25 protein-coding genes and 3 tRNA genes are annotated in these 24,842 nt (G+C 74.3%); 12 read left to right on the top strand and 16 right to left on the bottom strand.

Annotation, left to right across the window (positions count from 1 at the left end):
• Window positions 1-67: 67 nt before the first annotated feature.
• Both secE and M3185_RS06900 read right to left on the bottom strand, forming a co-directional pair.
• Window positions 68-346, bottom strand: coding sequence for a preprotein translocase subunit SecE (gene secE / locus M3185_RS06905; RefSeq protein ID WP_251332934.1), 279 nt, complete (start codon window positions 344-346; stop codon window positions 68-70).
• A 133-nt stretch (window positions 347-479) separates the two neighbouring features.
• Window positions 480-552, bottom strand: a tRNA-Trp gene (locus M3185_RS06900).
• A gap of 285 nt (window positions 553-837) precedes the next feature.
• Here M3185_RS06900 and M3185_RS06895 point away from each other — a divergent pair.
• Both M3185_RS06895 and M3185_RS06890 read left to right on the top strand, forming a co-directional pair.
• Window positions 838-2,043 carry a pyridoxal phosphate-dependent aminotransferase gene (locus M3185_RS06895; protein WP_251332933.1) on the top strand — a complete coding sequence of 402 codons (1,206 nt, stop codon included), beginning with the start codon at window positions 838-840 and terminating at the stop codon, window positions 2,041-2,043.
• Window positions 2,040-2,366, top strand: a complete 327-nt coding sequence (locus M3185_RS06890; RefSeq protein ID WP_251332932.1) for a hypothetical protein — start codon at window positions 2,040-2,042, stop codon at window positions 2,364-2,366. Before M3185_RS06895 ends, M3185_RS06890 begins: the two co-directional genes overlap by 4 nt.
• Window positions 2,367-2,437: 71 nt before the next feature.
• Here M3185_RS06890 and ppk2 read toward each other — a convergent pair whose 3' ends face one another.
• Window positions 2,438-3,349: a polyphosphate kinase 2 gene (gene ppk2, locus M3185_RS06885; protein WP_251332931.1), complete on the bottom strand. Its 912-nt coding sequence runs from the start codon at window positions 3,347-3,349 to the stop codon at window positions 2,438-2,440.
• A 221-nt stretch (window positions 3,350-3,570) separates the two neighbouring features.
• On the opposite strand from ppk2, the gene M3185_RS06880 reads away from it, so the two are divergent.
• A complete protein-coding gene (locus tag M3185_RS06880) occupies window positions 3,571-4,602 on the top strand; it encodes a 6-phosphofructokinase (protein ID WP_251332930.1) in 1,032 nt (343 codons plus the stop codon).
• A 25-nt stretch (window positions 4,603-4,627) separates the two neighbouring features.
• On the opposite strand, the gene ygfZ is transcribed toward M3185_RS06880, so the two are convergent.
• The 3 genes from ygfZ to M3185_RS06865 all read right to left on the bottom strand — a co-directional run bounded on the left by ygfZ (window position 4,628) and on the right by M3185_RS06865 (window position 7,052).
• Complete coding sequence (ygfZ, locus tag M3185_RS06875; RefSeq protein ID WP_251332929.1) at window positions 4,628-5,725, bottom strand: CAF17-like 4Fe-4S cluster assembly/insertion protein YgfZ; 1,098 nt, start codon at window positions 5,723-5,725, stop codon at window positions 4,628-4,630.
• A gap of 4 nt (window positions 5,726-5,729) precedes the next feature.
• A complete protein-coding gene (locus M3185_RS06870; protein WP_251332928.1) occupies window positions 5,730-6,329 on the bottom strand; it encodes a nitrobindin family protein in 600 nt (199 codons plus the stop codon).
• 117 nt (window positions 6,330-6,446) lie between these two features.
• A complete protein-coding gene (locus tag M3185_RS06865) occupies window positions 6,447-7,052 on the bottom strand; it encodes a hypothetical protein (protein WP_251332927.1) in 606 nt (201 codons plus the stop codon).
• A gap of 201 nt (window positions 7,053-7,253) precedes the next feature.
• Between M3185_RS06865 and M3185_RS06860 the strand changes: the two genes are divergently transcribed.
• The 9 genes from M3185_RS06860 (at window position 7,254) to M3185_RS06820 (ending at window position 15,772) form a co-directional block, all read left to right on the top strand.
• A complete protein-coding gene (locus tag M3185_RS06860; protein ID WP_251332926.1) occupies window positions 7,254-7,937 on the top strand; it encodes a response regulator transcription factor in 684 nt (227 codons plus the stop codon).
• 55 nt (window positions 7,938-7,992) lie between these two features.
• Window positions 7,993-8,958 carry a mycothiol synthase gene (gene mshD, locus M3185_RS06855; protein WP_251332925.1) on the top strand — a complete coding sequence of 322 codons (966 nt, stop codon included), beginning with the start codon at window positions 7,993-7,995 and terminating at the stop codon, window positions 8,956-8,958.
• On the top strand, window positions 8,955-11,201 hold the full coding sequence (locus tag M3185_RS06850; RefSeq protein WP_251332924.1) for an RNA degradosome polyphosphate kinase: 2,247 nt from the start codon (window positions 8,955-8,957) through the stop codon (window positions 11,199-11,201). The genes mshD and M3185_RS06850 overlap by 4 nt, the downstream gene beginning before the upstream one ends.
• 92 nt (window positions 11,202-11,293) lie before the next feature.
• The gene (locus M3185_RS06845) at window positions 11,294-12,301 is read left to right on the top strand and encodes an NUDIX hydrolase (protein ID WP_251332923.1); all 1,008 of its coding nucleotides are present in this window, start codon (window positions 11,294-11,296) and stop codon (window positions 12,299-12,301) included.
• 31 nt (window positions 12,302-12,332) lie between these two features.
• Window positions 12,333-13,169, top strand: a complete 837-nt coding sequence (locus M3185_RS06840; protein ID WP_251332922.1) for a thymidylate synthase — start codon at window positions 12,333-12,335, stop codon at window positions 13,167-13,169.
• Window positions 13,166-13,723 carry a dihydrofolate reductase gene (locus M3185_RS06835; protein ID WP_251332921.1) on the top strand — a complete coding sequence of 186 codons (558 nt, stop codon included), beginning with the start codon at window positions 13,166-13,168 and terminating at the stop codon, window positions 13,721-13,723. Before M3185_RS06840 ends, M3185_RS06835 begins: the two co-directional genes overlap by 4 nt.
• 82 nt (window positions 13,724-13,805) lie before the next feature.
• The gene (locus M3185_RS06830) at window positions 13,806-14,198 is read left to right on the top strand and encodes a GNAT family N-acetyltransferase (RefSeq protein ID WP_251332920.1); all 393 of its coding nucleotides are present in this window, start codon (window positions 13,806-13,808) and stop codon (window positions 14,196-14,198) included.
• 10 nt (window positions 14,199-14,208) lie between these two features.
• On the top strand, window positions 14,209-15,357 hold the full coding sequence (gene asd, locus M3185_RS06825) for an aspartate-semialdehyde dehydrogenase (RefSeq protein ID WP_251332919.1): 1,149 nt from the start codon (window positions 14,209-14,211) through the stop codon (window positions 15,355-15,357).
• A gap of 4 nt (window positions 15,358-15,361) precedes the next feature.
• The gene (locus M3185_RS06820; protein ID WP_251332918.1) at window positions 15,362-15,772 is read left to right on the top strand and encodes a GntR family transcriptional regulator; all 411 of its coding nucleotides are present in this window, start codon (window positions 15,362-15,364) and stop codon (window positions 15,770-15,772) included.
• Between the two features lie 24 nt (window positions 15,773-15,796).
• Here M3185_RS06820 and M3185_RS06815 read toward each other — a convergent pair whose 3' ends face one another.
• The 10 genes from M3185_RS06815 to M3185_RS06770 form a co-directional block, all read right to left on the bottom strand.
• Window positions 15,797-16,192, bottom strand: coding sequence for a TIGR02611 family protein (locus M3185_RS06815; RefSeq protein ID WP_251332917.1), 396 nt, complete (start codon window positions 16,190-16,192; stop codon window positions 15,797-15,799).
• A gap of 7 nt (window positions 16,193-16,199) precedes the next feature.
• Window positions 16,200-17,315, bottom strand: coding sequence for a UDP-N-acetylmuramate dehydrogenase (locus M3185_RS06810; RefSeq protein WP_251332916.1), 1,116 nt, complete (start codon window positions 17,313-17,315; stop codon window positions 16,200-16,202).
• Between the two features lie 10 nt (window positions 17,316-17,325).
• On the bottom strand, window positions 17,326-18,555 hold the full coding sequence (locus M3185_RS06805) for an MFS transporter (protein ID WP_251332915.1): 1,230 nt from the start codon (window positions 18,553-18,555) through the stop codon (window positions 17,326-17,328).
• Window positions 18,552-19,037, bottom strand: a complete 486-nt coding sequence (locus tag M3185_RS06800; RefSeq protein WP_251332914.1) for a MaoC family dehydratase — start codon at window positions 19,035-19,037, stop codon at window positions 18,552-18,554. Before M3185_RS06800 ends, M3185_RS06805 begins: the two co-directional genes overlap by 4 nt.
• Before the next feature lie 2 nt (window positions 19,038-19,039).
• Window positions 19,040-19,489: a MaoC family dehydratase N-terminal domain-containing protein gene (locus tag M3185_RS06795; protein WP_251332913.1), complete on the bottom strand. Its 450-nt coding sequence runs from the start codon at window positions 19,487-19,489 to the stop codon at window positions 19,040-19,042.
• 137 nt (window positions 19,490-19,626) lie between these two features.
• Window positions 19,627-19,700, bottom strand: a tRNA-Met gene (locus M3185_RS06790).
• 60 nt (window positions 19,701-19,760) lie between these two features.
• Window positions 19,761-19,832: transfer RNA gene (locus tag M3185_RS06785), tRNA-Thr, on the bottom strand.
• Between the two features lie 466 nt (window positions 19,833-20,298).
• Entirely contained in the window at window positions 20,299-21,078 is a 780-nt protein-coding gene (locus tag M3185_RS06780) for a hypothetical protein (protein WP_251332912.1), read from the bottom strand.
• Window positions 21,079-21,261: 183 nt separating this feature from the next.
• Window positions 21,262-23,124 (bottom strand): DEAD/DEAH box helicase, encoded by a 1,863-nt coding sequence (locus M3185_RS06775; protein WP_251332911.1) that lies wholly within the window; start codon window positions 23,122-23,124, stop codon window positions 21,262-21,264.
• A 246-nt stretch (window positions 23,125-23,370) separates the two neighbouring features.
• The gene (locus M3185_RS06770) at window positions 23,371-24,816 is read right to left on the bottom strand and encodes a DUF2079 domain-containing protein (RefSeq protein WP_251332910.1); all 1,446 of its coding nucleotides are present in this window, start codon (window positions 24,814-24,816) and stop codon (window positions 23,371-23,373) included.
• Between the last annotated feature and the right edge of the window lie 26 nt (window positions 24,817-24,842).

Below are 24,842 nucleotides of genomic sequence, written 5' to 3'. Positions count from 1 at the left end.
TCTGTGGATGTCGTGCTCTGGTGTGCCGCGGCGCCCGGTCCGCGCCGGCCGGTGCACTCCCCGGGGGTCAGCCGCCGGCGGCGTCGCTCCCCTGCCCGAAGATCCACAGCGCGGCCTGCCCGAACGCGAGGTCCAGGACGGAGATGAGCACCATCATGAACGCGACGAACACGAGCACGACCAGCACGTAGTTGACGAGCTCGCGCCGGGTGGGGGTGACGACCTTCTTGAGCTCGCCCACCACCTGGCGCAGGAAGAGGAAGAGCCGCCCGAAGAGCCCGCGGGGGCTCTCGGCGTCCCGCCCCGAGGGCTGACCCGAGGCCTTGCCGGCGGTGGTCTGCGACATCGGCTCTCCCTGTGTGGACTCGTGCGTGCCGTGCGGCGACGCCGTCTCGCCCGGACGGCGGCACCGGTGCCCGGGCCGCCGCGGGCCGGGCCCGGCGCTCCACGGGGAGCGCCGGATCCGACCCGGACTGGAGCAGGGCAGACAGGACTCGAACCTGCAACCTGCGGTTTTGGAGACCGCTGCGCTACCAATTGCGCCACTGCCCTTCGTGCCTCGCGAGGGCTCCCGGCGTGCGCACGCCGGGGTCGATCGCTCGGACCCGGTCACCGACTCTACCATCCGGCCCCGCGGCAACGGCGCGGCCGGGCAGGCGTCGGCGACACCAGTGGACCATCCTAGGGGACGGGGGCGCGGGCGTGCAATCCGGGCCCGGCCCGGGCGCGGCGCCCCCGGCCCGTCCCGGGGGCCCCCGAGTAGCATGGGCCCCACGCCAGCCCACCTGCTCCCGCCCCGGCGGGACCCGCCCGTCCCCTTCCAGGAGGCCCCCGCTCATGACCTCACCCCGCATCTCCCGGCGCGTCGGCGCCATCGCAGAGTCCGCGACGCTCGCGGTGGACGCCAAGGCGAAGGCGCTCAAGGCCGCCGGCCGGCCCGTGATCGGCTTCGGCGCCGGGGAGCCCGACTTCCCCACCCCGCAGTACATCGTGGACGCCGCGGCGGCGGCCCTGCAGGACCCGGCGAACTTCCGGTACACCCCGGCCGCGGGCCTGCCCGAGCTGCGCCGGGCGGTCGCCGAGCAGACCGCCCGGGACGACGGGTACACGGTCGACCCGTTCCAGGTGCTCATCACCAACGGCGGCAAGCAGGCCGTCTTCCAGGCCTTCGCCACGGTCGTGGACGAGGGCGACGACGTGCTGCTGCCCGCCCCCTACTGGACCACCTACCCGGAGGCCGTCAAGCTCGCCGGCGGCAACCCCGTGGAGGTCTTCGCCGGCCCGGAGCTCGGCTACAAGGTGACGCCCGAGCTGCTGGAGGCCGCGTACACGGAGCGCACCAAGGCCCTGCTGTTCTGCTCCCCGTCCAACCCCACGGGCGCGGTGTACTCCCCCGAGGAGACCGCGGCCGTGGGCCGCTGGGCGGCCGGGAAGGGCATCTTCGTGCTCACCGACGAGATCTACCAGCACCTGACCTACGACGGCGTCCCGTTCACCTCGATCGCCGCCGCGGTCCCGGAGCTGGGCGAGAACGTGGTCGTCCTCAACGGCGTGGCCAAGACCTACGCCATGACCGGCTGGCGCGTGGGCTGGATGATCGGCGCCCCCGACGTCGTCAAGGCGGCCACGAACCTGCAGTCGCACCTGACCTCGAACGTCAACAACGTCGCCCAGCGCGCGGCGCTCGCGGCCGTGTCGGGCCCGCTCGACGAGGCGCACCGGATGCGGGAGGCCTTCGACCGCCGGCGCCGGGCCATGGTCGAGGCGCTCAACGCGATCGAGGGCGTGGAGTGCCCCGTCCCGACCGGGGCGTTCTACGCCTACGCGGACGTGCGCGGGCTGCTCGGCAAGCGCTTCGGCGACGCCGTGCCGCAGACCTCCGCGGAGCTCGCCGAGCTGATCCTGGAACGGGCCGAGGTGGCCGTCGTGCCCGGTGAGGCGTTCGGCCCGTCCGGCTTCCTGCGCCTGTCCTACGCCCTGGGCGACGACGACCTCGCCGAGGGCCTGGGCCGGCTCCAGGACTTCCTGGGCGGCGCCGCGTGAGCGCGGCCACGACGGCCCTGGACGCCGTCCCCGCCTCCGCGGCCGTCACCGCGGGCCTGGTCGGCGGCTACGCGACCGCCCGCGCCACGGGCAACCGCCCCCTGGGCGGGGCCGTGCTGGCGGGCGCCGGGGCCGTGGCCGCGCACTCGTGGTGGCACCGGCGCGGGCCGGCCACGGCCGCCGCGCTCGGCGGGCTCTACGTCCTGGGCTTCGGGCTCTCCCACCCGCTGGCGAAGCGGATCGGCGCGTGGCCGTCCGTGCTCGCCGTCACCGCCGTCAACGCCGCCGCCGGCTGGGCCCTCGTGGACCGCGCCGGCCGCTGAGCCCGGACCCGGCCACGCACGACGCCGCCCGCCCCCGGCCGGGGGCGGGCGGCGTCGTCGGAGGCCGGGGCTCAGTCGCCCACGGCCTCCCGGCCGCGGCGCACCAGCAGCGGATCGGGGCCGTAGACCACGGAGGGGTCCTTGTCCTCGTAGTCGAACTGGTTCAGGAACCAGCGCATCGCGTTGAGCCGCGCCCGCTTCTTGTCGTTGGACTTGATGGTGATCCAGGGGGCGTGGTCGGTGTCGGTGCGCAGGAACATCTCCTCCTTCGCCTCCGTGTAGTCCTCCCACCGGTCCAGGGACGCCAGGTCCATGGGCGAGAGCTTCCACCGCCGCACCGGGTCGATCTGGCGGATCGCGAAGCGGGTGCGCTGCTCGTGTTGGGTGACCGAGAACCAGAACTTGGTGAGGTGGATCCCGGAGTCCACCAGCATCTTCTCGAACACCGGGGCCTGCTCCATGAACCGGTGGTACTCGTCGTCGGTGCAGAAGCCCATCACCCGCTCCACGTTGGCGCGGTTGTACCAGGAGCGGTCGAACATCACGATCTCCCCGGCGGTGGGCAGGTGCTGGATGTAGCGCTGGAAGTACCACTGGCCGCGCTCGCGGTCCGAGGGCTTCGTCAGCGCCACCACCCGGGCCGCACGGGGGTTGAGGTGCTCGGTGAAGCGCTTGATGGTCCCGCCCTTGCCGGCGGCGTCGCGGCCCTCGAACACGATCACGTGCTTGAGGTCGTGGTCCTGGCCCCAGTACTGGAACTTCAGCAGCTCGATCTGCAGCTGGTACTTCTCCAGCTCGTAGTCCTCCCGGGACATCCGCTCCGGGTACGGGTAGTCCTCCCGCCAGGTCTCCACGGCGGAGCCCCCGGGGTCGATGAGGTCGGGGTCCGGGGACTGCCCGTCGCGCACCGTGTACCCCTCGTCCACCAGCTTGTCGATGAACTCGCGCAGGTTCTCCCGGACCGGCTCCATGTCCTCGGCCATCGCGGACCTCCTTCCGGCCCGGACGGGCCCTCCAGGGAAGTGTAGGCACGACGGGGCCGCGCGCGTGCTGGTCCGCCGCGGAGGCCGACTCACTAGACTGGCCGTGCCGGGTGCGCCCGGCACGGCCGGACCCGCACGACCCCGCCACCACGACCGCCACCCACGACCGGCGCCCACCCACCGGTGGCCCGCGCCCGGCGACCTCGGAGGAGACTGCACGGATGAAGATCGGACTGCTGACCAGCGGCGGGGACTGCCCCGGGCTCAACGCCGTGATCCGCGGCGCGGTGCTGCACGGGATCAAGACCTACGACCACGAGTTCGTCGGCTTCCGCGACGGCTGGCGCGGGGTGCTCGAGGGCGACATCATGGACCTGCCCCGCACCAAGGTCCGCGGCCTGGCACGGGAGGGCGGGACCATCCTGGGCACCTCCCGCACCAACCCCTTCGACGGGCCCCTCGGGGGCCCGGAGAAGATCTCGGTGATGCTCGAGCGCCACGCCGTCGACGCGATCGTGGCCATCGGCGGGGAGGGAACCCTGGCCGGGGCCAAGCGCCTGGCCGACGCCGGGCTGCCGGTGGTGGGGGTGCCCAAGACCATCGACAACGACCTGCAGGCCACCGACTACACCTTCGGCTTCGACACCGCCGTGCAGATCGCCACCGACGCCATGGACCGGCTGCGCACCACCGGGGAGTCCCACCACCGGTGCATGGTCGCCGAGGTCATGGGCCGCCACGTCGGGTGGATCGCCCTGCACTCGGGGATGTCCGCCGGGGCCCACGCGGTGCTGATCCCGGAGCAGTCGGTGTCCATGGAGCAGGTCTGCGAGTGGGTCTCGGAGGTCTACGAGCGCGGCCGGTCCCCGCTGGTGGTCGTGGCCGAGGGCTTCATCCCCGAGGGCTTCGACCAGGTGGTCGCCGAGAAGGGCGCGGAGGCCTCCGGCCGCCCGCGCCTGGGCGGGGTCGGGGAGTACGTCACCGAGGAGATCGAGCGGATGACCGGGATCGAGACCCGCAACACCACCCTGGGCCACATCCAGCGCGGCGGGGCCCCGACCGGCTTCGACCGGGTGCTGGCCACCCGCTTCGGGATGGCCGTGGTGGACCTGGTGCACCAGAAGCAGTGGGGCAAGATGGTCGCCCTGCGCGGCACCGACATGGTGCGGGTGGACTTCTCCGAGGCCCTCGACGGGCTCAAGACCGTGCCCCAGCACCGCTGGGACGAGGCCCGCGTCCTCTTCGGCCGCTGACGCGCCGCCCCGCGGGGCGCGGCTGCTACGGGCGCGTCCCGCGGGGCCCGCGCAGGAAGCCGTCCTGGCGGCGGCCGACGACCTGCCCGGCGTCGGGGGCCACGATCACCTGCTGCGCGGCGGCCCAGCGGTCCTCGCCGTCCGCGACCACGAGCGCGGCGGCGGGATCCACCGAGCGCTTGAGCACGGCCAGGGCGATGGGACCTTCCTCGTGGTGCAGCTGCACCGAGGTGACCCGCCCGACCGTGCGCTCCCCGGCGAGCACCGGGGAGCCCGCGGCCGGCAGCCCGTGCTCGGAGCCGTCGAGGTCAAGCAGGGCCAGGCGGCGCGGGGGGTGGCCGAGGTTGTGCACGCGCGCGACCGTCTCCTGGCCCTTGTAGCAGCCCTTGGCCAGGTGCACCGCGGTGCGCAGCAGGTCGAGCTCGTGCGGGATGGTCTTCTCGTCGGTCTCGGTGCCCCAGCGCGGGCGCCACGCGGCGATGCGCAGGGCCTCCGCGGCCCAGGAGCCCGCGAGCGGGAGGTCCTCGGTGATGCGGGCGAGGTCGGCGCGCGGCACGAGCCGCTCGTACCAGGTGCGCTCCTCCCCGGGGTGCGGACCGTCGAGCAGGGCGTAGCTCCACCCGCCGGGGGCCACCTGCGGCCAGGGGTCGCGCCAGGCGACGCCCTCGACGCCGGGCACGGGGCCGGTTGAGCCGAGCACGGCCCACTCGTCCGTGCGGTCGGCGATCTCGACGCGCAGGGCGAAGCGCATGGACTGCAGCCACGCCACCAGGGGGGCGGTCTCGTCGGCCTCCGTGAGGAGCCACGTGGTGGCGCCGTCGTCGACGACGTGCGGGGCGGTCTCGATGCGGCCCTGCACGGACAGGAAGAGGGTCTCGGTGCCGCGGCCGGGCTCGAGACCGGTGAGCACCTGGGAGGAGAGCGTGGTGAGCCAGCTGAGCCGGTCGGGACCGCCGACGGTGACGACGCCCTTGTGGGAGAGGTCCACCACGGTGCCGGTCACGCGCACGAGGGCGCGCTGCTCGCGCACCGGGTCGCCGTAGTGCGCGGCGACCCCGCGGTCGGGACCGGCGGCCTCGACGGCGCCGGGCCGGCCCAGGAGGGGTGAGCGGTGCTCGCCCACGGGCTCAGCCCACCTTCTTGAGCTGGGCGGAGGCGTGCGTGGCCAGCGGTGCGCCGAAGGCGGCCATGTCCCACGCCCAGAAGAGGTCGCCGTGCACGAGCCCGTACATGCGGGTGGACGCGGCGTACTCCTTGGCCCCGCGGGCGCGGACCACGGCGTCGGTCGCGAGGTCGATCCGCGGGCCCTTGATCTGCCCGACGTAGAGCTCCGCGACGCCGCCGGGGTGGGTGAGGGTGACGAGGATGTCGAAGCCGCCGTCGGCGTTGCGCAGCCGCTCCACGTCCTCGGCGCCCTTGAGCACCGGCACGACGTCGGCCGGGAGCATCCCGGGGCCGACGTCGCCGTCCTCGAGCGTGCGGTCGATCTGCCAGAAGCCCTGCTCGACGGTGGCCGGGCGCATCGGCTGCCCCTCCTCGTCGAGGAGCGTCGCCTCCGCCCGGTACTGCAGGAACGGCAGGCCGTTCTGCTCGAACGTCACGCGCTGGCGGAAGGGTCTCTGCTCGGCCTCGCCGTAGCCCAGGAAGCCGTCACCCTCCCACTCGCCCAGCAACCAGGCGAAGGGGACGAGCTCGGGGGTCAGATCCGAGGGGATCTCGATCGGCACGGAACTAGTGCTGGCCCTTGAACAGACCGGTGATCACCTTCCAGGAGATCCCGAGGATGAACAGGCCGGCGATCCCCAGCAGGACGAGGTAGAAGATCTCGAGTGCAAGCATGGTCCCTAAGCTACCACGGTGCTCACCAGCCGGGCCGTGAAGAGCGCCCCCACGCCGAGGAACGCCACGGGGCTCACGCCCAGGGCCACGACCCCCCGCTTCGGGGAGCGCTTCGGGGCGGCCGCGATCACGCGGGCGCCCACCAGGGCCACCACCCCGGCGAGGACCGCGCCCACCACGACGAGCAGCCGAGGGTCCGCGCCGCTGGCCCGGTAGTCCTCCGCCAGGGCGATCCACCCGGAGGAGCTGACGGCCGCGAGCATCCCCGCCGTCGAGGCGACCGCGGACTCCAGCCGGTGCCCGGCGCCCTCGCCGCGGGCGAGCTCCGCGGCGAACACGGTCATCAGGGCCACGCCCACCACCGCGGGCAGCCACACGAGCTGCTGTCCCGGTCCGAGCTGGACGACCGCCGCCGCGACGATCCCGGCGGCGCTCATGATGACGGTGTGCCGGTGCCGGGCGGCGATGCCGGTGGCCGCGGGCCACCCCACGCCGATCACCACGGACATGCCGACGGCCAGCAGCAGCGGGGCGGGCGGGCCGACCACGACCGCGGTGAGGCCCGCCGCGAGGCTGAGCACGCTGCAGGCGGCGATCATGGCGTATCTCATGGGGCGGATGTTCCTGCACTGGTCGGGGTCGGGGCCGGTGTCCGGGGACGGGGCACGGGGCCGGACACGTGCAACGATAGCCGCTCGCCCCGCGGGAGCTCCCGGGGCGACGCTCCTGCGCCGCGCCGCGCCCGCGCGGGGCGACGGGACCCGGGACTTATACTGACAGCTCAGTCCGTACGCAAGAGTGGAGAAGTCTGAGTGTTCCAGATCCTGATGCTGACCGACGCGGACGGACCTTCGGCATCGGTGCTGCCGGCCCTCGACCTGCTCAACCACAAGGTGGCCGTCGCGCCCACGCGCACGGCCTCGGGCAGCCTCGACGGGCACGAGCCCGACGTGGTCGTCCTGGACGGCCGCACGGATCTGATCACCGCCCGCAACCTCGCCCAGCTGCTCACGGCCAAGGGCCTGGCGGCCCCGCTGCTCATGGTGCTCACGGAGGGCGGGATGGCGGCGGTGGCCGCCAACTGGATGGTCGACGACGTCGTGCTCGACACCGCCGGGCCCGCCGAGGTCGAGGCCCGCCTGCGCCTGGCCTCCTCGCGCACCGCCGAGGAGCCGGAGGACGACACGCGGATCCGCGTGGGCTCCGTGGTCATCGACGACGCCGCCTACTCCGCCCACGTCAACGGCCACCCCCTGAACCTGACGTACAAGGAGTTCGAGCTGCTGAAGTTCCTGGCCCAGCACGCCGGCCGCGTCTTCACCCGCGCCCAGCTGCTGAGCGAGGTCTGGGGCTACGACTACTACGGCGGCACCCGCACGGTGGACGTGCACGTGCGGCGGCTGCGCGCCAAGCTGGGCGCCGACCACGAGCACCTGATCACCACGGTGCGTAACGTGGGCTACAGCTTCACCACGGGCCGCGGCCGGGAGGACTGACCCGCCCGTCCGCCCCGTCCCGCCGCACCGCCCGCCCCGTCCTGCAGGAGGCCCCATGTCCCGGTCCGCGCCGTACGTCCTGGAGCGCCCCGCCGCGCCGCCGGTCGAGGAGATCACCGCGCTCGCGTCCCGCGCCGCCGCCGCCGACGGCGACCCGCCCTTCTCCGACCAGACGCTCGTGGACCTGCGGGCCGCCGGCGACCGGGTGCGCACCGTCCTCGCCCGCTCCTCCGAGGGGGAGCTCGTGGGGGCGGCCGTGCGCGTGCGCGAGCCGGACGAGGACGGTGTCCCCTCGCACCTGCTGGAACTGGTCGTGGACCCCGCCCACCGCCGCCGCGGGGTCGGCGGGTCCCTGGCCGCCGCGCTGGCCGAGGACCTCGCCGGGACGGTGCACGCGTGGGCGCACGGCGGCCACCCCGGCGCGGTGGCGCTGGCCGCCCGCCACGGACTGGCCCCCGTCCGGGACCTGCACCGGCTGCTGCGCCCGCTGCGGGGCGCGGAGGACGTCCCCCTGCCGGAGACGATGCCCGCCGGCTTCCGGCTGCGGGCGTTCGAGCCCGGCCGCGACGAGCAGGAGTGGCTGCGGGTCAACGCGGCCGCGTTCGCCGCGCACCCCGAGCAGGGCCGGATGAGCCTCGAGGACCTGCGGCAGCGGGAGGCCGAGCCCTGGTTCGACCCCGCGGGCTTCCTCCTGGCCGTCCCGGAGGCGGAGCCCGCGAGGGTGGCCGGTTTCCACTGGACCAAGGTCCACCCCGGCGACGGCGAGCACGCGGCGCTGGGCGAGGTCTACGCCGTCGGCATCGCCCCGGAGCACCAGGGCACCGGCCTGGGCCGGGCGCTGACGGCCGCGGGCGTCAACCACCTCGCGGCGCAGGGCCTGGCCGAGGTCATGCTCTACGTGGACGGGGACAACACCCCGGCCATGCGCCTCTACGAGCGCCTCGGCTTCCGCCCGTGGCACCTCGACGTCATGTACGCCGGCACCGTCACCCCCTGCCCCGACCAGACAGGACCGTCATGACCACGAAGCAGCAGGAAAGCCCGGAGCCCGCGCCCGCCCCGGAGACCCCGGGCGCCGCGCGGGCGTCAGCGACCGGGCCCGGCGGGGCCCACGGGGACCGGGACCGGATCGGCGACCCCGTCCCCGCCGTCCCGCAGGTCCTCGAGGGGCTGCACGGCCCCGAGCGCTTCCTCGACCGCGAGGCCAGCTGGATCGCGTTCAACTCCCGGGTCCTGGAGCTCGCCGAGGACCCGGAGCTCCACCTGCTGGAGCGGGTGCAGTTCCTGTCCATCGTGGCCTCCAACCTGGACGAGTTCTTCATGGTCCGGGTCGCCGGGCTGAAGCGGCGGATCGCCACGGGCATCGCCCGCCCGGCCGCCTCCGGGCTCTCCCCCGCGGAGCAGATGGAGGCGATCAGCCTCCGCGCCCACGAGCTCCAGGACCGCCACGCGCGCGCCTTCCACGAGCTGGTGCGCCCGGAGCTGGCCCGCGAGAGCATCCACCTGGTCGGCTGGGGCGACCTCGACGCCGCCACCCGGGAGCGGATCACCCGGGACTTCCACCAGCGGGTCTTCCCGATCCTCACCCCGCTGGCCGTGGACCCGGCCCACCCGTTCCCGTACATCTCGGGGCTCAGCCTCAACCTCGCCGTGATGGTGCGCAACCCGCAGTCCGGCAAGCGGCTCTTCGCCCGCGTCAAGGTCCCGGACCAGCTGCCGCGGCTGCTGTCCGTGGACGGCCCGCGGGCCCGGCACGCGCCGGGCCAGGAGGCCCGGTTCATCCCGCTGGAGGACGTGATCGCCCAGCACCTGGACGACCTGTTCCCGGGGATGGACGTCGAGGAGCACCAGGTCTTCCGCGTCACCCGCAACGAGGACCTGGAGGTCGAGGAGGACGACGCCGAGAACCTCCTGCAGGCCCTCGAGAAGGAGCTGCTGCGCCGCCGCTTCGGCCCGGCCGTGCGGCTCGAGGTCACCGACAGCATCAGCGGGGAGGTCCTGGAGCTGCTGGTGTCCGAGCTGGGCATCGACGAGTCCGAGATCTACCGGCTCCCCGCCCCCCTGGACCTGCGGGGCCTGGGCGTGATCGCCGGGATCGACCGCCCGGAGCTGCACTACTCGCGCCACGTGGCCCACACCTCCCGCTACCTCAACGCGGCGGAGACCGCGAAGGCCGCCGACGTCTTCGCCGCGACCCGCGCCCGCGACGTGCTGCTGCACCACCCCTACGACTCCTTCGCCACGAGCGTGCAGGCGTTCCTGGAGCAGGCCGCGGCGGACCCGAAGGTGCAGGCGATCAAGCAGACCCTCTACCGCACCTCGGGGGACTCCCCCATCGTGGACGCCCTCATCGACGCGGCCGAGGCCGGCAAGCAGGTCCTCGCCCTGGTGGAGATCAAGGCCCGCTTCGACGAGCAGGCCAACATCACGTGGGCCCGCAAGCTCGAGCAGGCCGGGGTGCACGTGGTCTACGGCATCGTGGGGCTGAAGACCCACTGCAAGCTCTCGCTCGTGGTGCGCCAGGAGGAGCACGGGCTGCGCCGCTACGTGCACATCGGCACCGGCAACTACCATCCCTCCACCGCGCGCTTCTACGAGGACCTGGGGCTGCTCACCTGCGACCCGGAGGTCGGGGAGGACGTCTCGAGGCTGTTCAACCAGCTCTCCGGCTACGCCCCGAAGACCGAGTTCCAGCGCCTGCTCGTGGCCCCGCGCTCGGTGCGCTCCGGGCTGGTGGGCCTCGTGGAGGCGGAGATCCGCAACCACCGGGCGGGCCGGCCGGCCCGGATCCAGCTCAAGTGCAACTCGATCGTGGACGAGGCGGTGATCGACGCCCTCTACCGGGCCTCGCAGGCCGGGGTGCCGGTCGACGTCGTGGTCCGGGGCATCTGCGCCCTGCGCCCCGGGGTCCCGGGCCTGAGCGAGACGATCCGCGTGCGCTCGGTGCTGGGCCGGTTCCTGGAGCACTCCCGCATGTTCACGTTCTGCAACGCGGGCGACCCCCTCGTCTACATCGGCTCCGCGGACATGATGCACCGCAACCTGGACCGCCGCGTGGAGACGCTGGTGCGGATCACGGACCCGCACCAGGCCGCGGCGCTGGTGCGGATGCTCGAGCGCTACGTCTCGGACGCCACGAGCAGCTGGCACCTGGACGCGCACGGCGAGTGGACCCGTCACCACCGGGACGCCGAGGGGCGGCCCCTGGAGGACATCCAGGACTACCTGCTGCGCAGCCGGGCCACCGGGCTGCGGACCCTCTGAGCACCGGTACCATCGTGGGGGCGCGACCCGCCGGCCCCGGCCGCGGGTCCGCGCCCGCCCACGCACCACGGACAGGGGACGAGAGAGCCGCCATGCCCAAGACCGCCCAGAAGAGCACCGAGAAGAGCACCGAGAAGACCGCCGAGAAGAGCAGCGAGAAGCCCACCGGCCGGGGCTCCGCGGACGTCCTCGCGGCCGGGTGCCTGTGCTGGCGGCGGGCGGGCGACGGCGTGGAGGTGCTCCTCATCCACCGGCCCCGCTACGACGACTGGTCCTTCCCGAAGGGCAAGCAGGACGCCGGGGAGACCCTGCCGGAGACCGCCTACCGGGAGGTGCAGGAGGAGATCGGGCTGCTCGCCCGGCTCGGCGTGCCCCTGCCCACCATCCGCTACGAGGTCAAGGACGGGGTCAAGGACGTGCACTACTGGGCCGCGGAGTTCGGCCCCGGGGCGCGCCCGACGCCGGACGGCCGGGAGGTCGACGAGGTCCGCTGGGTGAGCCCCGACGAGGCGCGGCGGATGCTCACCAACCGCTCCGACCGCGAGCCCCTGGCCGCGCTCGTCGAGCTGCACGGGCGCGGTGACCTGGCCACCCGCCCGGCGATCGTGGTGCGCCACGCCAAGGCGAAGCCGCGCTCCGCGTGGTCCCGCGCCGAGGGCGACCGCCCGCTGGCCGCGACGGGCAAGCGCCAGGCCCTCGCCGTGACCCGCCTGCTCCAGGTCTGGTCCCCGGAGCGCGTGATCACCTCGCCGTGGCTGCGCTGCCTGTCCACCGTCGTGCCCTACGCCCGCAAGGCCGGCGTGAAGGTGCGCGAGCGCCCCCAGCTGACCGAGGCCGCGCACAAGCGCCACCCCCGGCGGGCGGCCGCCGTGGTGGAGACGATGTTCGACAAGGACGCGCCCGTGGCCCTGTGCACCCACCGCCCGGTGCTGCCCACGGTGCTCAAGGTCCTCGCCCGGCACATGCCCCAGGAGCTGGCCGGGCAGCTCCCCGCCAAGGACCCGTACCTGTCCCCCGGGGAGATGATCGTCCTGCAGGTCGCCCGCCGGGACCGCCGGCGCGTGGTCTCCGTGGAGCTCGTGAAGCCGTACGACGACTGACCACCCACGACCCCCTCCCGAGGAGTCCCCGATGACCGTCCCCTCCCGCGCGCCCGTGCCGACCCCCTACGAGGACCTCCTGCGCGAGGTCCTCGCCGAGGGCGTGCACAAGGCCGACCGCACCGGCACCGGCACCCGCAGCGTGTTCGGCCGCCAGATCCGCTTCGACCTCGCCGAGTCCTTCCCGCTGCTGACCACCAAGCGGGTGCACTTCAAGTCCCTGGCCCTCGAGCTGCTGTGGTTCCTGCGCGGGGACTCGAACGTGCGCTGGCTGCAGGAGCGCGGCGTGTCCATCTGGGACGAGTGGGCCGACGAGAACGGGGAGCTCGGGCCCGTCTACGGCGTGCAGTGGCGGTCCTGGCCCACCCCCGGCGGCGGGTCGATCGACCAGATCGCCAAGGTCGTGGAGTCGATCCGCACGAACCCCGACTCCCGCCGCCACGTGGTGACCGCCTGGAACCCCGCCGAGGTGGACGAGATGGCCCTGCCGCCGTGCCACGCCCTGTTCCAGTTCTACGTCGAGCCCCGGCCCGAGGGCCCGGGACGACTCTCGTGCCAGCTCTACCAGCGCTCGGCGGACATGTTCCTGGGCGTGCCGTTCAACATCGCCTCCTACGCCCTGCTCACGGTGATGGTGGCCCAGCAGACGGACCTGCTGCCCGGGGAGTTCGTGTGGACCGGCGGCGACTGCCACGTCTACGACAACCACCTGGACCAGGTCGTGGAGCAGCTCTCGCGCGAGCCCTTCCCCTACCCCCGGCTGCGCCTGGCGCGGCGGCCGGCGTCGGTCTTCGACTACGAGTACGAGGACTTCGAGGTCCTCGACTACCGCCACCACCCCGCGATCAAGGCCCCGGTGGCGGTGTGAGCGCCGGCGAGCAGCGCCCCGCGGACCGGCCCGTGATCGGCGCGATCTGGGCGCAGACCACGAACGGGGTCATCGGCCGGGACGGCGGGATGCCCTGGTCCCTGCCCGAGGACATGGCCTTCTTCCGGCGCACGACGACGGGCCACCCCGTGATCATGGGCCGGCGCACCTGGGAGTCCTTCCCCGAGCGGTTCCGCCCGCTGCCCGGGCGCACCAACATCGTCGTCACCTCCGCCCCGGAGCGGGTCACGGCCGGCGCGGCCCCCGGCGCCGTGCTGACCGCCGCCTCCTGGGCGCAGGCCGTGGAGCTCGCGCTGGACAGCCCCGGGGCGGAGCGGATCTGGGTGATCGGCGGCGGGGAGCTCTACCGGCACGCCCTCGCGGACCCCGGGCACCCCGTGACGGAGGCCCTCGTGACGGTCATCGACCTGGACACCGACGGCGACACCCACGCCCCCGGGCTCGGCGGGGAGTGGGCCGCGGAGCCGGTCGTGGCGCCGTCGGTCTCCCGCACCGGGCTGGGCTACCGCATCGACCGGCGCACCCGCCGCTGAGCCCGGGGCCGGGGGCGGGGCGCTGTTCCGTCCGCGGGGGCCCTCCGGTAGCGTGAGCCCCACCACGAGCAGGAGGCCGACCGTGACCCAGCAGCACCCCCAGCCGCAGATCCACGACGACCCGCGGCTGCGCGTCGTCGACAACGCCGACCGGGAGCGCTACGAGCTGTGGCGCGGGGAGGACTTCGTGGGCTTCGAGGAGTACGAGAAGCGCCCGGACGGCACGGTGGAGCTGCGCAACACGATCATCGGCGAGCGGTTCGGCCGGCAGGGCTACGCCCGGACGCTGGTCACGATGCTCCTGGACCGCTTCCGCGAGGAAGGCGTGCCCGTGCGCCCCGTCTGCCCCTACGTCCAGGACTACCTGCACCGCTTTCCGCAGTACCAGCAGCTGATGGCCCCCGGTGTGGAGCTGCCCCCGGTCCAGTACGTGAAGGAGAAGCGCCGGCGCCGGCTGTCATTTCGCGCCCACTAGACTGGGGGCCATGACTTTTCGCTCGGGTGATTCGGTAGGGTTCGTCGGCTGGCGGGGCATGGTGGGCTCCGTGCTGATGCAGCGCATGCAGGAGGAGGGGGACTTCGCGGGCATCGCCCCCGTCTTCTTCTCCACCTCGAGCGCGGGCCGGCCGGCCCCCTCCTTCCCCGGCGCCGGGGACACCGGCACGCTGCAGGACGCCCACGACCTCGAGGCCCTCGCCAAGCTGCCGATCGTCGTTACCGCCCAGGGCGGGGACTACACCAAGGACGTGCACGGGAGGCTGCGCGCCGCCGGGTGGGACGGGCTGTGGATCGACGCCGCGTCCACCCTGCGGATGAACGACGACGCCATCATCGTGCTGGACCCCGTCAACCGCGACGTCATCGACGCGGGCCTCGCCCGCGGCGTGAAGGACTTCGTGGGCGGCAACTGCACCGTCTCCTGCCTGCTCATGGGCCTCGGCGGGCTGTTCCGCAACGACCTCGTCGAGTGGGCGACGTCCATGACCTACCAGGCGGCCTCCGGCGGCGGGGCCCGGCACATGCGGGAGGTCCTGCGGCAGTTCGGCGACCTCCACGGCGTGGTGGCCGACGAGCTCGCCGACCCCGCCTCCGCGATCCTCGACATCGACCGCCGGGTGCTCGAGGCCCAGCGCGGCGACGCCCTGGACTCCTCGATGTTCGGCGTGCCCCTCTCCGGCTCCCTCATCCCCTGGATCGACGCGGACCTCGGCAACGGGCAGTCCCGCGAGGAGTGGAAGGCCGCCGCGGAGACCAACAAGATCCTGGGCCGCACCGACGAGTACGCCCAGGACTGGGTGCCCATGGACGGGCTGTGCGTGCGCATCGCCACGATGCGCTCCCACTCCCAGGCCCTGACGGTCAAGCTGCGCGAGGACCTGCCGGTCGAGGAGATCGAGCGGCTCATCGACGCCGACAACGAGTGGGCCACCGTGGTGCCCAACACCAAGGAGGACTCGATGCGGGACCTCACCCCCGTGGCGACCTCCGGGACCCTGCGCATCCCCGTGGGCCGGATCCGCAAGCTGTCCATGGGGTCGGGCTACATCAGCGCCTTCACCATCGGCGACCAGCTGCTGTGGGGGGCGGCGGAGCCGCTGCGCCGCATGCTGCGGATCGCCACCGGCACCCTCTGACCCGGTGAGCGACAGCCCCGGCAACGACCGCCCCGTGGACGGCCCCGCGCTCCCGCCGGGGCTCGCGGTCGACCCCGCCGACCCGCACCCGCCGTACGAGCAGATCAAGCGCGCCGTGCTGCGCGGGCGGGAGGACGGCGGCCTGCCCGCCGGCACGCGGCTCCCGCCGGTGCGCCGGCTCGCGGACGGCCTCGGCCTGGCCGCCAGCACGGTGGCCAAGGCCTACCGCGAGCTCGAGGCCGCCGGCGTGATCGAGACCCGGGGCCGGCAGGGCAGCTTCGTGCGGGCCGCGGACCGGACCGAGGACCTGGCCGTGCAGGCCGCCGAGCGCTACGCCGCCGAGGCCCGCGCCCTCGGGCTGGCCCCCGACCGCGCGGTCGCGCTCGTGGCGGCCGTGCTGGGCCGCCTCGCCTGAACCGCCCCGGGCGGACGGCGGGCCTCAGGGGCGGGTGGCGCGCAGGTGGCGCGGCCCGGGCACGAGGTCGCCGGGCCCCGCGAGGGCGCGGCGGTGGCGCCGCTCGTCCAGCAGGTGCTGCGACCGGCGCCACCAGCTCATCACCTGGCGCTTGGCCCACCGGTTGAGCCGGCGCGCCCAGTGGAACTCGGTGCCCAGGATGCCGAGGCCCAGGAAGATCGCGAGCCACCCCGGGCCGGGGAGCACGAGCATCGCGATCCCCAGCAGCACGAAGAGCACGCCCAGCACCGTGACGACCGTCTTGTAGACGACGCGCAGCACGGGGTGGTGGACGGTCCAGCGCCGGAAGCGCGCGAGCCACCGGTGCATCCGCCCCTGGGTCCGCTCCCCCTGGGCGATCTCCTCCTCGAGGCTGCTCACGGCGGCCTCAGACCGCCGTGCCCACGATGACCGGCTCGGCGACGAGGTCCACCCCGTAGACGGAGGCGACGCCGTCGCGCACGGTCCGGGCCAGGAGCATGAGGTCCTCCGCGGAGGCCCCGCCCCGGTTGGTCAGCGCGAGCGTGTGCTTGGTGGACAGCGACGCCCGGCCGCCGGCGACCGCGGCGCCGTCGAGGCCCAGGACCTCGTTGCGGGTCCCGGGCAGCCCGAAGCCCTTGCCGAACCCGGCGTGGTCGATCAGCCACGCGGCGGAGAGCTTCACCCGGTCCTCGAGCAGGCGCCCGGCGGCGTCCGCGACGGGGAAGCGGGGGGCGTCGGCGGGGACCCGGTCCCCCAGCAGGTCCGCGGGCAGGATCGGGTTCGTGAAGAACGAGCCGGTGCTGTAGGTGTCCCGGTCGGCGGGGTCGAGGACCATGCCCTTGCCCGCGCGCAGGGCCAGGACGGTGTCCCGCACCGCAGCCAGCGGGGCGCGCTCCCCCACCGCGACGCCCAGGCGCCGGGCGAGCTCGGCGTAGCGCACCGGGGCGCTCTCGGCGCCCCGTGCGAGCCGGAAGCGCACGGCGAGGACCACGAACCGGGGCGAGCCCTCCACGGTGGTGCGCTTGAGCACCGAGTCCCGGTAGGAGAACGCCAGCTCGGCGGGCGTGAACTCGCGCACGCGCGCCTCGTGCCGGTCCCAGGCGCGCACGAGCTCGACGGTCTGCGCCACCTCCTGGCCGTAGGCCCCGACGTTCTGCACGGGGGTGGCCCCGGTCGTGCCGGGGATCCCGGAGAGCGCCTCGATGCCCACCAGGCCCTGCGCCACGGCGGCGGCGACGAGGTCGTCCCACGGGTGGCCGGCCTGGACCTCCAGGACCGCGGCCCCGGGCTCCTCGGCCACGACGTCGGCGCCCCGGGAGGCCACGTGCACGACGGTGCCCGCGAAGCCGGCGTCGGCCGCGATGAGGTTCGAGCCCCCGCCCACGACCAGCACGGGGCGGCCTTCGGCGTCGGCGGCCGCGACGGCGTCGACGACGTCCTGCTCGGCGTCCGCGCGCACGTAGTGGTGGGCGGGTCCGCCCACGGCGGCCGTGGTGAGCTCTGCGATGCGAGGGGAGTCCATGGCCGCCAGTTTATCGGCCGCGGCCGGCCGGCCGGTGCGCCGTCGCCGGCGCGCGCAGGGCGGGGACGAGCAGCAGGGACACGACGACGAGCGCCGCGACGGCGGCCAGGGCGTACCGCACGCCGACGGCCTCCCCGAGCAGGCCCAGCAGCGGCGGCCCGCCCAGGAACGCCCCGTAGCCCAGGGTGGAGACCACGGAGACGTTGGCCGCGGCGTTGTGGCGGTCGTCCGAGGCCGCGGACATGCCCACGGGGAAGCCGAGGGAGGCGCCGAGGCCCCACAGGAACAGACCCGCGATCCCCAGTTCCAGCCACGGGGAGACGATGAAGACCGCCAGGCCCACGAGGGCCAGCGAGCACGCCGCGCGCAGGATGGCGACCCGCCCGAACCGGTCGAGCAGCGGCGTCCCGGCGAGCCGGCCCGTGGTCATGGCGGCGACGAAGACCCCGTAGCCGACCGCGCCGAGCGCCTCGCTCGTGCCGTAGCCGGTGGTCAGGGCGAGGGCCACCCAGTCGTTGGCGGCGCCCTCCGCGAGGGCCACGCCGAGGGTGAAGACGCCGATGAGGACGGTCCGCGGATCGCGCCACGCCGCCCGCATCCCCCGGGCGGGGCGGTCCGCGGCCAGCGCCGCGAGGTCGATCGAGCCGGTGTCCGTCCGGGGCTCCTCCGGCCGGACCCGGGTGCCCTCGCCGCGCAGGAACGGCAGGGAGCCCCACACCAGGGCGAGGACCACCGCGGCCATGCCGCCGACGTGCCACACGACCGGCACGCGCGCGGCGGAGGCCAGGGCACCGACGGCGGCGCCGAGCACGGTGCCGATCGAGAAGAACGCGTGCATCACGGGCATGACGTGCTTGCCCAACCCGCTCTCAAGCGCTGCGCCCTCCACGTTGGCGGCCACGTTCCAGGTGGCCGACCCGAGACCGAACAGCAGCATCCCGGCGACCGTCACCGGCAGCGACGCGAACACGGACACGCCGAGGCCGATCAGCACGAGCCCGGCCACGACGACCGCCGACGTCAGCCGCAGGGTCAGGGACGCGCCGAGGCGCAGCACGGTCATCCCGGACGTGGAGACGGAGACGAAGGCGGCGACGGTCTGGGTGAGCAGCACGGCGCCCAGCGTGGCCGGGGACAGCCCGAGAGCGTCCGCGATGGCGGGCAGGCGGGTCAGCCAGGCGGAGACCGCGAGCCCCGATGCCAGGTACCCGGCGAGGACGGCGTTGCGCCAGGCCCTCACGCCAGCCGCACCACGGCCTGGGCCTTGACCAGCACCTTGAGGGGGGCCGCCGTCGCCGGGTCGGCGCCGGGGGCGGAGAGGTCGGGGGCCGTCACCGTGAGGTCGACGCGCGCGGTGCGCGCCGCGTCGTCGAGCGCACCGATCCTCCCGGAGACCGTCAGGGCCGTGGAGGGCTCCACCGCGGTGCCGTACCGGTTGGGCACGACGACCGGCTTGGTGAAACGGGTCTGGTAGTCGACGACGGCGCCCGGGTCGCCCGCCCAGTCGACGACGAGCTGGACGGCGGCGCCCATCGTGAGCATGCCGTGGGCGATGACGTCGGGCAGGTCCACGGAGCGGGCGAACTCCTCGTTCCAGTGGATCGGGTTGAGGTCCCCGGACGCGCCCGCGTACCTCACGAGGTCCGCCCGGGAGAGCTCGATGCGGCGCTCGCCGATGTCCTGGCCCTTCTCGAGGCCGTCGAAGGCAATGGTGGTGTGCACGGTCACTGGTCCTCTCCGCGTACCAGCAGGGACGAGACGGTGGTGGCGACCGGCTCCCCGGCCACGGTGCTGATCTCGGCGCGCGAGGTGATCATCGCCCCGGAGCCCATCGCGCGGACCTGGTCCACGTGCAGCTCGGCCACGAGCTCGTCGCCGGCGACGATCGGGCGGTGGTGGGTGAAGCGCTGGTCGGCGTGGACCACGCGCGAGAAGTCGATGCCGGCCTCGGGGTCGGCGATCAACGCCGCGTCGGCGCGCTGGGCCACGACGATCGCGAAGGTGGGGGGTGCGACGAGGTCCGCGTGGCCGAGGGCGCGGGCGGCGTCGACGTCGTGGTGCGCGGCGTGGCCGGCCTGCACGGCGCGGGCGAACTCGCGGATCGCCTCCCGGCCGACGCTGTAGGTCTCGGCCGGCGGGTACGTCCGCCCGACCAGGTCGGGGTTGACGGGCATGGCAGCTCCTCGGGGACGGGGCCGCCCGCCGGGCGGCGGGCGCCCGACCAGTCTACGGCGGAGCCCCACGGCACCGGGGGAACGGGCGGGGGAACGACAAAAGCCCGTGACCGGCAAGGATCACGGGCTTGTCGCCGTAGCGGTGGACGGGCTCGATCCGTCGACCTCACGATTATGAGTCGTGCGCTCTAACCAGCTGAGCTACACCGCCAGGTAGATGAGAACCCGTGGGAACCGGCCGGAGGGCCGGGCCACGGGAGCTCATCATGAGAGCCCCGACCGGGAATCGATCCCGGGACCTCCATCTTACCAAGATGGCGCTCTACCACTGAGCTATCGGGGCAACGACGAAGACTCTACCAGCACGTTTCGGCAAAACAAAAATCGGCCCGGGCGTCCCCGGCGGGGGCCCCCGGGGACCCGGACCGGTCCCGACCAGGACCTCAGCCGTCGTCCCCGTCGCTGACGGGCGGAGCGGGCCGCACGGGCACCGGCACCTGCGCCGGTGGAGCGGGAGGTGCCGCAGGCGCGGCCGGCCCGCCCGTCGCGCCCGTCGCGCCCGTCGCGCTCCTCGCCCCGACCGGGGACGGGCCCCCGGACGGGTCCGCGCCGGGGGCGGCGGAGCCCCCTGCCGTCCCGGGCAGCCTCCGGCGAGCCGTCCGGGGAGCGGTCCGGGGAGGATCCGGGTGCGCCCGTGACGGCGACCCCGTCGCGCACGACCTCGACCCGCTCCGTGCCGGTGGCGGCGCCCCACAGCAGCACCGCGAGGACCGTGACGACCACGAGGGAGAGGGCCGGCCAGAGGATCTTCATGGCGCCCGGTGTCCCGGAACGGCGTGAGACGGGCATGAGAACATGCGGGCCCCCTCACCGGCGGGAGGTCCGCCCGCGAGGAGGTCGTCGAGCAGCTGCTGGGCCAGGCCCCGCCGGCGCGGGCGGAAGGTGCAGACGCACGCGGGGCGCAGGCGGGTGACGGGGGCGGTGACCCGGCCGACCATGACACAGGCGGCCGGCCCGGCGACGACCATCGTCAGCCCCGCGATGACGAGGTAGCGCCACAGGGACGCCAGCACGATGTCCCGCTGGGCGCTCATGTCGAAGCCCACCACGAGGTAGCCCTGCCGGGGGTCCTCGTCGAGGCGCACGGAGATCACCCCCAGGCGCAGCGCGCGCCCGTCCTGCTCGTGGTCGAAGACGACCGTCCGGCCCGGGCGGGCGCGCTCGGCGACCGCGGCGACGGTGGCCGGGGCGTCGAGCTGGAATCGGGACCGGTGCGCGTGCTCGAAGGCCGGCTTCCCGTCGACGAGCACGAGGATGCTCTCGTGCTCCCCCGGCACGGTCGTGGTCATGAACGTGCAGAACAGCTGGGCGACGTCGGTGAACGGCTCCTCGGCCGTGGCGTCGAGGTCCTCGGACGGGGACGCGTCGGGGCCCAGCGGACCGCGCTGGGCCAGCCGCTGCAGCTCCCCGGCCTCCTGCACGATGTCCTGGCGCACGGACTCGTCGAGGTCCACGAGCCGCAGGTAGTGGGTGAGCCCGCCCACCAGGAGCAGGGCCGCGGCGAGGAAGCCGAGGGTGGTGGCCAGCACGCGGGAACGGACGGACCTCAGCTCCGTCCGCGGCCTCTCCCAGCGTGCGCCCGCCATGCGCCTCACCCCGGCGGCGGCGTGTGAGCGGCAGATGAAGGAACCGGACGAGGGGGACGGGCCGCTCGGCCCGTCCCCCTCGTCCTGTTCCCGTCGCCGTCCTCGGGGCGCGCTCGCGCCGCCGGGTCAGTACTTCTTCTGGCGCGGCTTGCGGAAGGGCCGGTCGCCGTCGCGGTCGGCCCGCTTGCCCTGGTAGCCGCCGCGGGAATCCCCGCCACGGGACTCCCCGCCGCGGGCGGGGGCGTTGCGGCGCGGCCGGTCCTGGTAGGAGGAGGTGCCCTTCGGGCGGGGACGCCCTCCGGCGGCCGGGCCGTGGTCGGCCTCGAGGTGGATCAGCTCGCCGTTGATCCGGGTGCCGGCGAGACGGTCCAGGGTCGAGGCGGGCAGGTTCTCGGGCAGGCCCACGAGGGTGTGGGTGGAGCGGATGTCGATCGCGCCGATCTGGCCGCCGCTCAGGCCGCCCTCGTTGGTGAGGGCGCCCACGACGGAGCCGGGCGAGACGCGGTGGCGGTGGCCGACGGCCAGCCGGTAGGTGGCCATGCCCTTCTCCACGCGCGGCTCCCGGCGCGGGCGCTCGTCGCCGTCCCGGCCGCGGTCGCGGGTGCGCTGGACCGGCTCGGGGAGCTCCTCCACGAAGAAGGGCCGCCCGTCCTGGGCCATCACGGCGATCGCGGCGGCGATCTCCACCGCGTCGACGTCGTGCTCGTCCTGGTACTGCTCCACGAGCTCGCGGAACTGGGTGAGGTCCTCGGACTCCATGGTGTCGGTGATCTGCTGCGCGAACCGGTCCTTGCGGGTCTGGTTCACGTCCTCGGTGGAGGGCATGCGCATGAGCTCCACCGGCTGGCGGGTGGCCTTCTCGATGGCCCGCAGCAGGTACTTCTCCCGGGGGGTCATGAACAGGATGGCCTCACCGGAGCGCCCGGCGCGGCCGGTGCGCCCGATCCGGTGCACGTAGGACTCGGTGTCGTGGGGGATGTCGTAGTTGACCACGAGGGAGATCCGCTCGACGTCGAGGCCGCGGGCGGCGACGTCGGTGGCCACGAGGATGTCGATCTTGCCGTCGCGCAGGGCCTCGACGGTGCGCTCGCGCATGTTCTGCGGGATGTCGCCGTTGATGGCGGCGGCGGTGTAGCCGCGGCTCTTGAGCCGGTCGGCGACCTCCTCCGTGGCGGCCTTGGTGCGCACGAAGACGATGACGCCGTCGTAGTCGCCGACCTCGAGGATGCGGGTCATGGCCTCCATCTTGTGGGAGCCCATCACCTGCAGGTAGCGCTGGCGGGTGTTCGTGCCGGTCGTGGTCTTGCCCTTGACCGCAATCTCCTGCGGGTCGCGCAGGTACTGCTTGGCGATCTTGCGGATGGCGGGAGGCATGGTCGCGGAGAACAGGGCGACCTGCTTCTCGACGGGCGTCTGGGAGAGGATCTCCTCGACGTCCTCGGCGAAGCCCATGCGCAGCATCTCGTCGGCCTCGTCGAGGACCACGTACTGCAGGTGGGACAGGTCCAGGGAGCCCTTCTTGAGGTGGTCGATCACGCGCCCGGGAGTGCCGACGACGACCTGGGCGCCGCGGCGCAGGCCGGCCAGCTGGGGGCCGTAGGGCGAGCCGCCGTAGACGGGCAGGACGGTGAAGTCCTCGAGGTGGGTGGCGTAGGAGGAGAACGCCTCGCCGACCTGGAGGGCGAGCTCGCGGGTCGGGGCGAGCACGAGCACCTGGGTGTCGCGGGAGACGCCGTTGACGTCGGCGAGCTCGGCGAGCCGGGACAGGGCGGGGATCGCGAACGCGGCGGTCTTGCCGGTGCCGGTCTGGGCCAGGCCCACGACGTCGTTGCCGCGGAGCAGCACCGGGATGGTGGCTTCCTGGATCGGCGTGGGCGTCTCGTAGCCGAGGTCCTCGACGGCGGAGAGCACGCGGGGGTCGATGCCGAGGTCGGCGAACGTGGTGGTGGGCTCGTCGGCGGTCTCGGGGGTGGCGGGGGTGTCGGACATGCAGGTTCCTCGTTCTGTGCGGGTGGCGGCCCGGGCGGTACCGGGTGGGGTGCCGGGGGCTGCGGCCACGGTGGGTGTCCGGACGTCCCTGCCAACCACTGGGTTCCCGCCTGCGGCGGGAGCGTCGGACACGGCGCGCGCGCGGCGCGGCCGAACACGATGCGCCTGGAGCGGCATCGCGTTGCACGAGAAAGTGAGGGAGTGACCGGATTCGGTCCTGTCAGTCTATCGCACGGGGGGCCCGGCTCAGCCCTGCCGCCGCACGACCACGAGGTGCTCCTCGTCACGCACGACGGCGTAGGGCGCGCCGTAGGCCTCCGTCGCGTACGCGGCGACGTCCCCGGGCGGGTTGCCGCCCCACGCGGCGCCCAGCCGGTCCACCACCACGTAGTCGGGGGGCGGGTCCCCCGCGTTGCCGATCCAGTGCACGTCCGTGGTGGGCACCAGGTGGTGGAGCAGCGTCAGGTCCGTGCTCACGCTGGCCCCCTGGGGCAGGGCCGCGACGACCGCGGCCTTGGCCGCGGCCCGCGGGTCCGCCCGGTAGGCGGCCGGGTCGGCGAGGTCGCCGAGCGGGCGGCCGGGGACCAGCAGGAGCGCGACGGCGAGGGCCGCCCACGGGGCGGCCCTCGCCGCGCGCCGCAGCGGCCGGTGCGGGCCGCGGCGCAGCCGGAGCACCGCGTCGACCAGGGCGGCGAGCACGACCGGCATGACCACGGCGTTGTAGTGCCACTCCGTGCCCCAGTAGCCGTGGTTCGGGGAGAGCATCCGCCACAGCAGGGTCGGCAGGGCCACGAGCGCCAGCGGCGAGCGGAGCACGACCCCCACGCCCACGAGCAGCGTGGTCAGCCAGGTCAGGGCCTTCTGCGCGGGCACGACGAGGGAGACCACGGCGGCCAGCGGGTCGGCGAGCGCGGCCCCGGCGTCGAGCCGGTCGGCGTAGGCGAACTCCCCCGCGGGGTTGAGGGCGGGCAGCACCACGGCCACGGCGAGGACGGACCACGCCGTGCCCCAGGCCGCGAGCACGAATCCCAGTGCCGCCGCGCGGCGGTCCCCGGGGGCCTCCCGGCGCGCGCGCCAGGCCAGGACGAGCCCGAGCACGGCGACCGTGACGCCGAGGTCCTCCTTGACGAACGCGACGGGCGCGGCCCACGCCGCCGCGCCCGTCCAGCGCCGCTCCACGAGCGCGCCCAGGGACAGCGCGAGCAGGGGCAGGGCGAAGGCCACCTCGTGGAACTGCACGGCCACGGCCGCCTGCACCCCGAAGCTCAGCCCGTAGGCGAGGCCCAGCGCGGTGCCCGGCGCAGCCCCGAGGGCGCGCACCGCGCACCGGGTCAGGGCCCACGCCGAGACGGCCACGAGCACGTCCTGGACCACGAGCAGCGTCAGGGCCGAGGGGAACAGCGCGTAGACCGGCCCCAGCAGGACCAGCAGCGGATGGAAGTGGTCGCCCAGCAGGTTGTAGCCGTGGCCCTTGATGTCCACACGGGGACCCTCGCCGGCGGCGTAGGACTTCGCGAGCTGCGTGAAGATGCCCAGGTCCCAGGACGGCACCTCCCAGCGGTGCCACTGCAGCAGCGACCACCAGAGGTAGAGGACCAGCACGAGGACGCCCACGGCCGCCGGCAGCAGGCGCGCCCCGCGGCCCGGGGCGGTCGCGGGGCCCGCGGGGCGCGGGAGGGCGGTGGCGGGCATGGCGCGGGGCTTCCTCGGGGACCGTC

It is taken from the genome of Kocuria rosea (assembly GCF_023715525.1).
In the GTDB taxonomy this organism is placed as follows: domain Bacteria; phylum Actinomycetota; class Actinomycetes; order Actinomycetales; family Micrococcaceae; genus Kocuria; species Kocuria rosea_A.
Note: the sequence above shows the minus strand (reverse complement) of the source record. Positions and strands in the feature narration are given on the sequence as shown.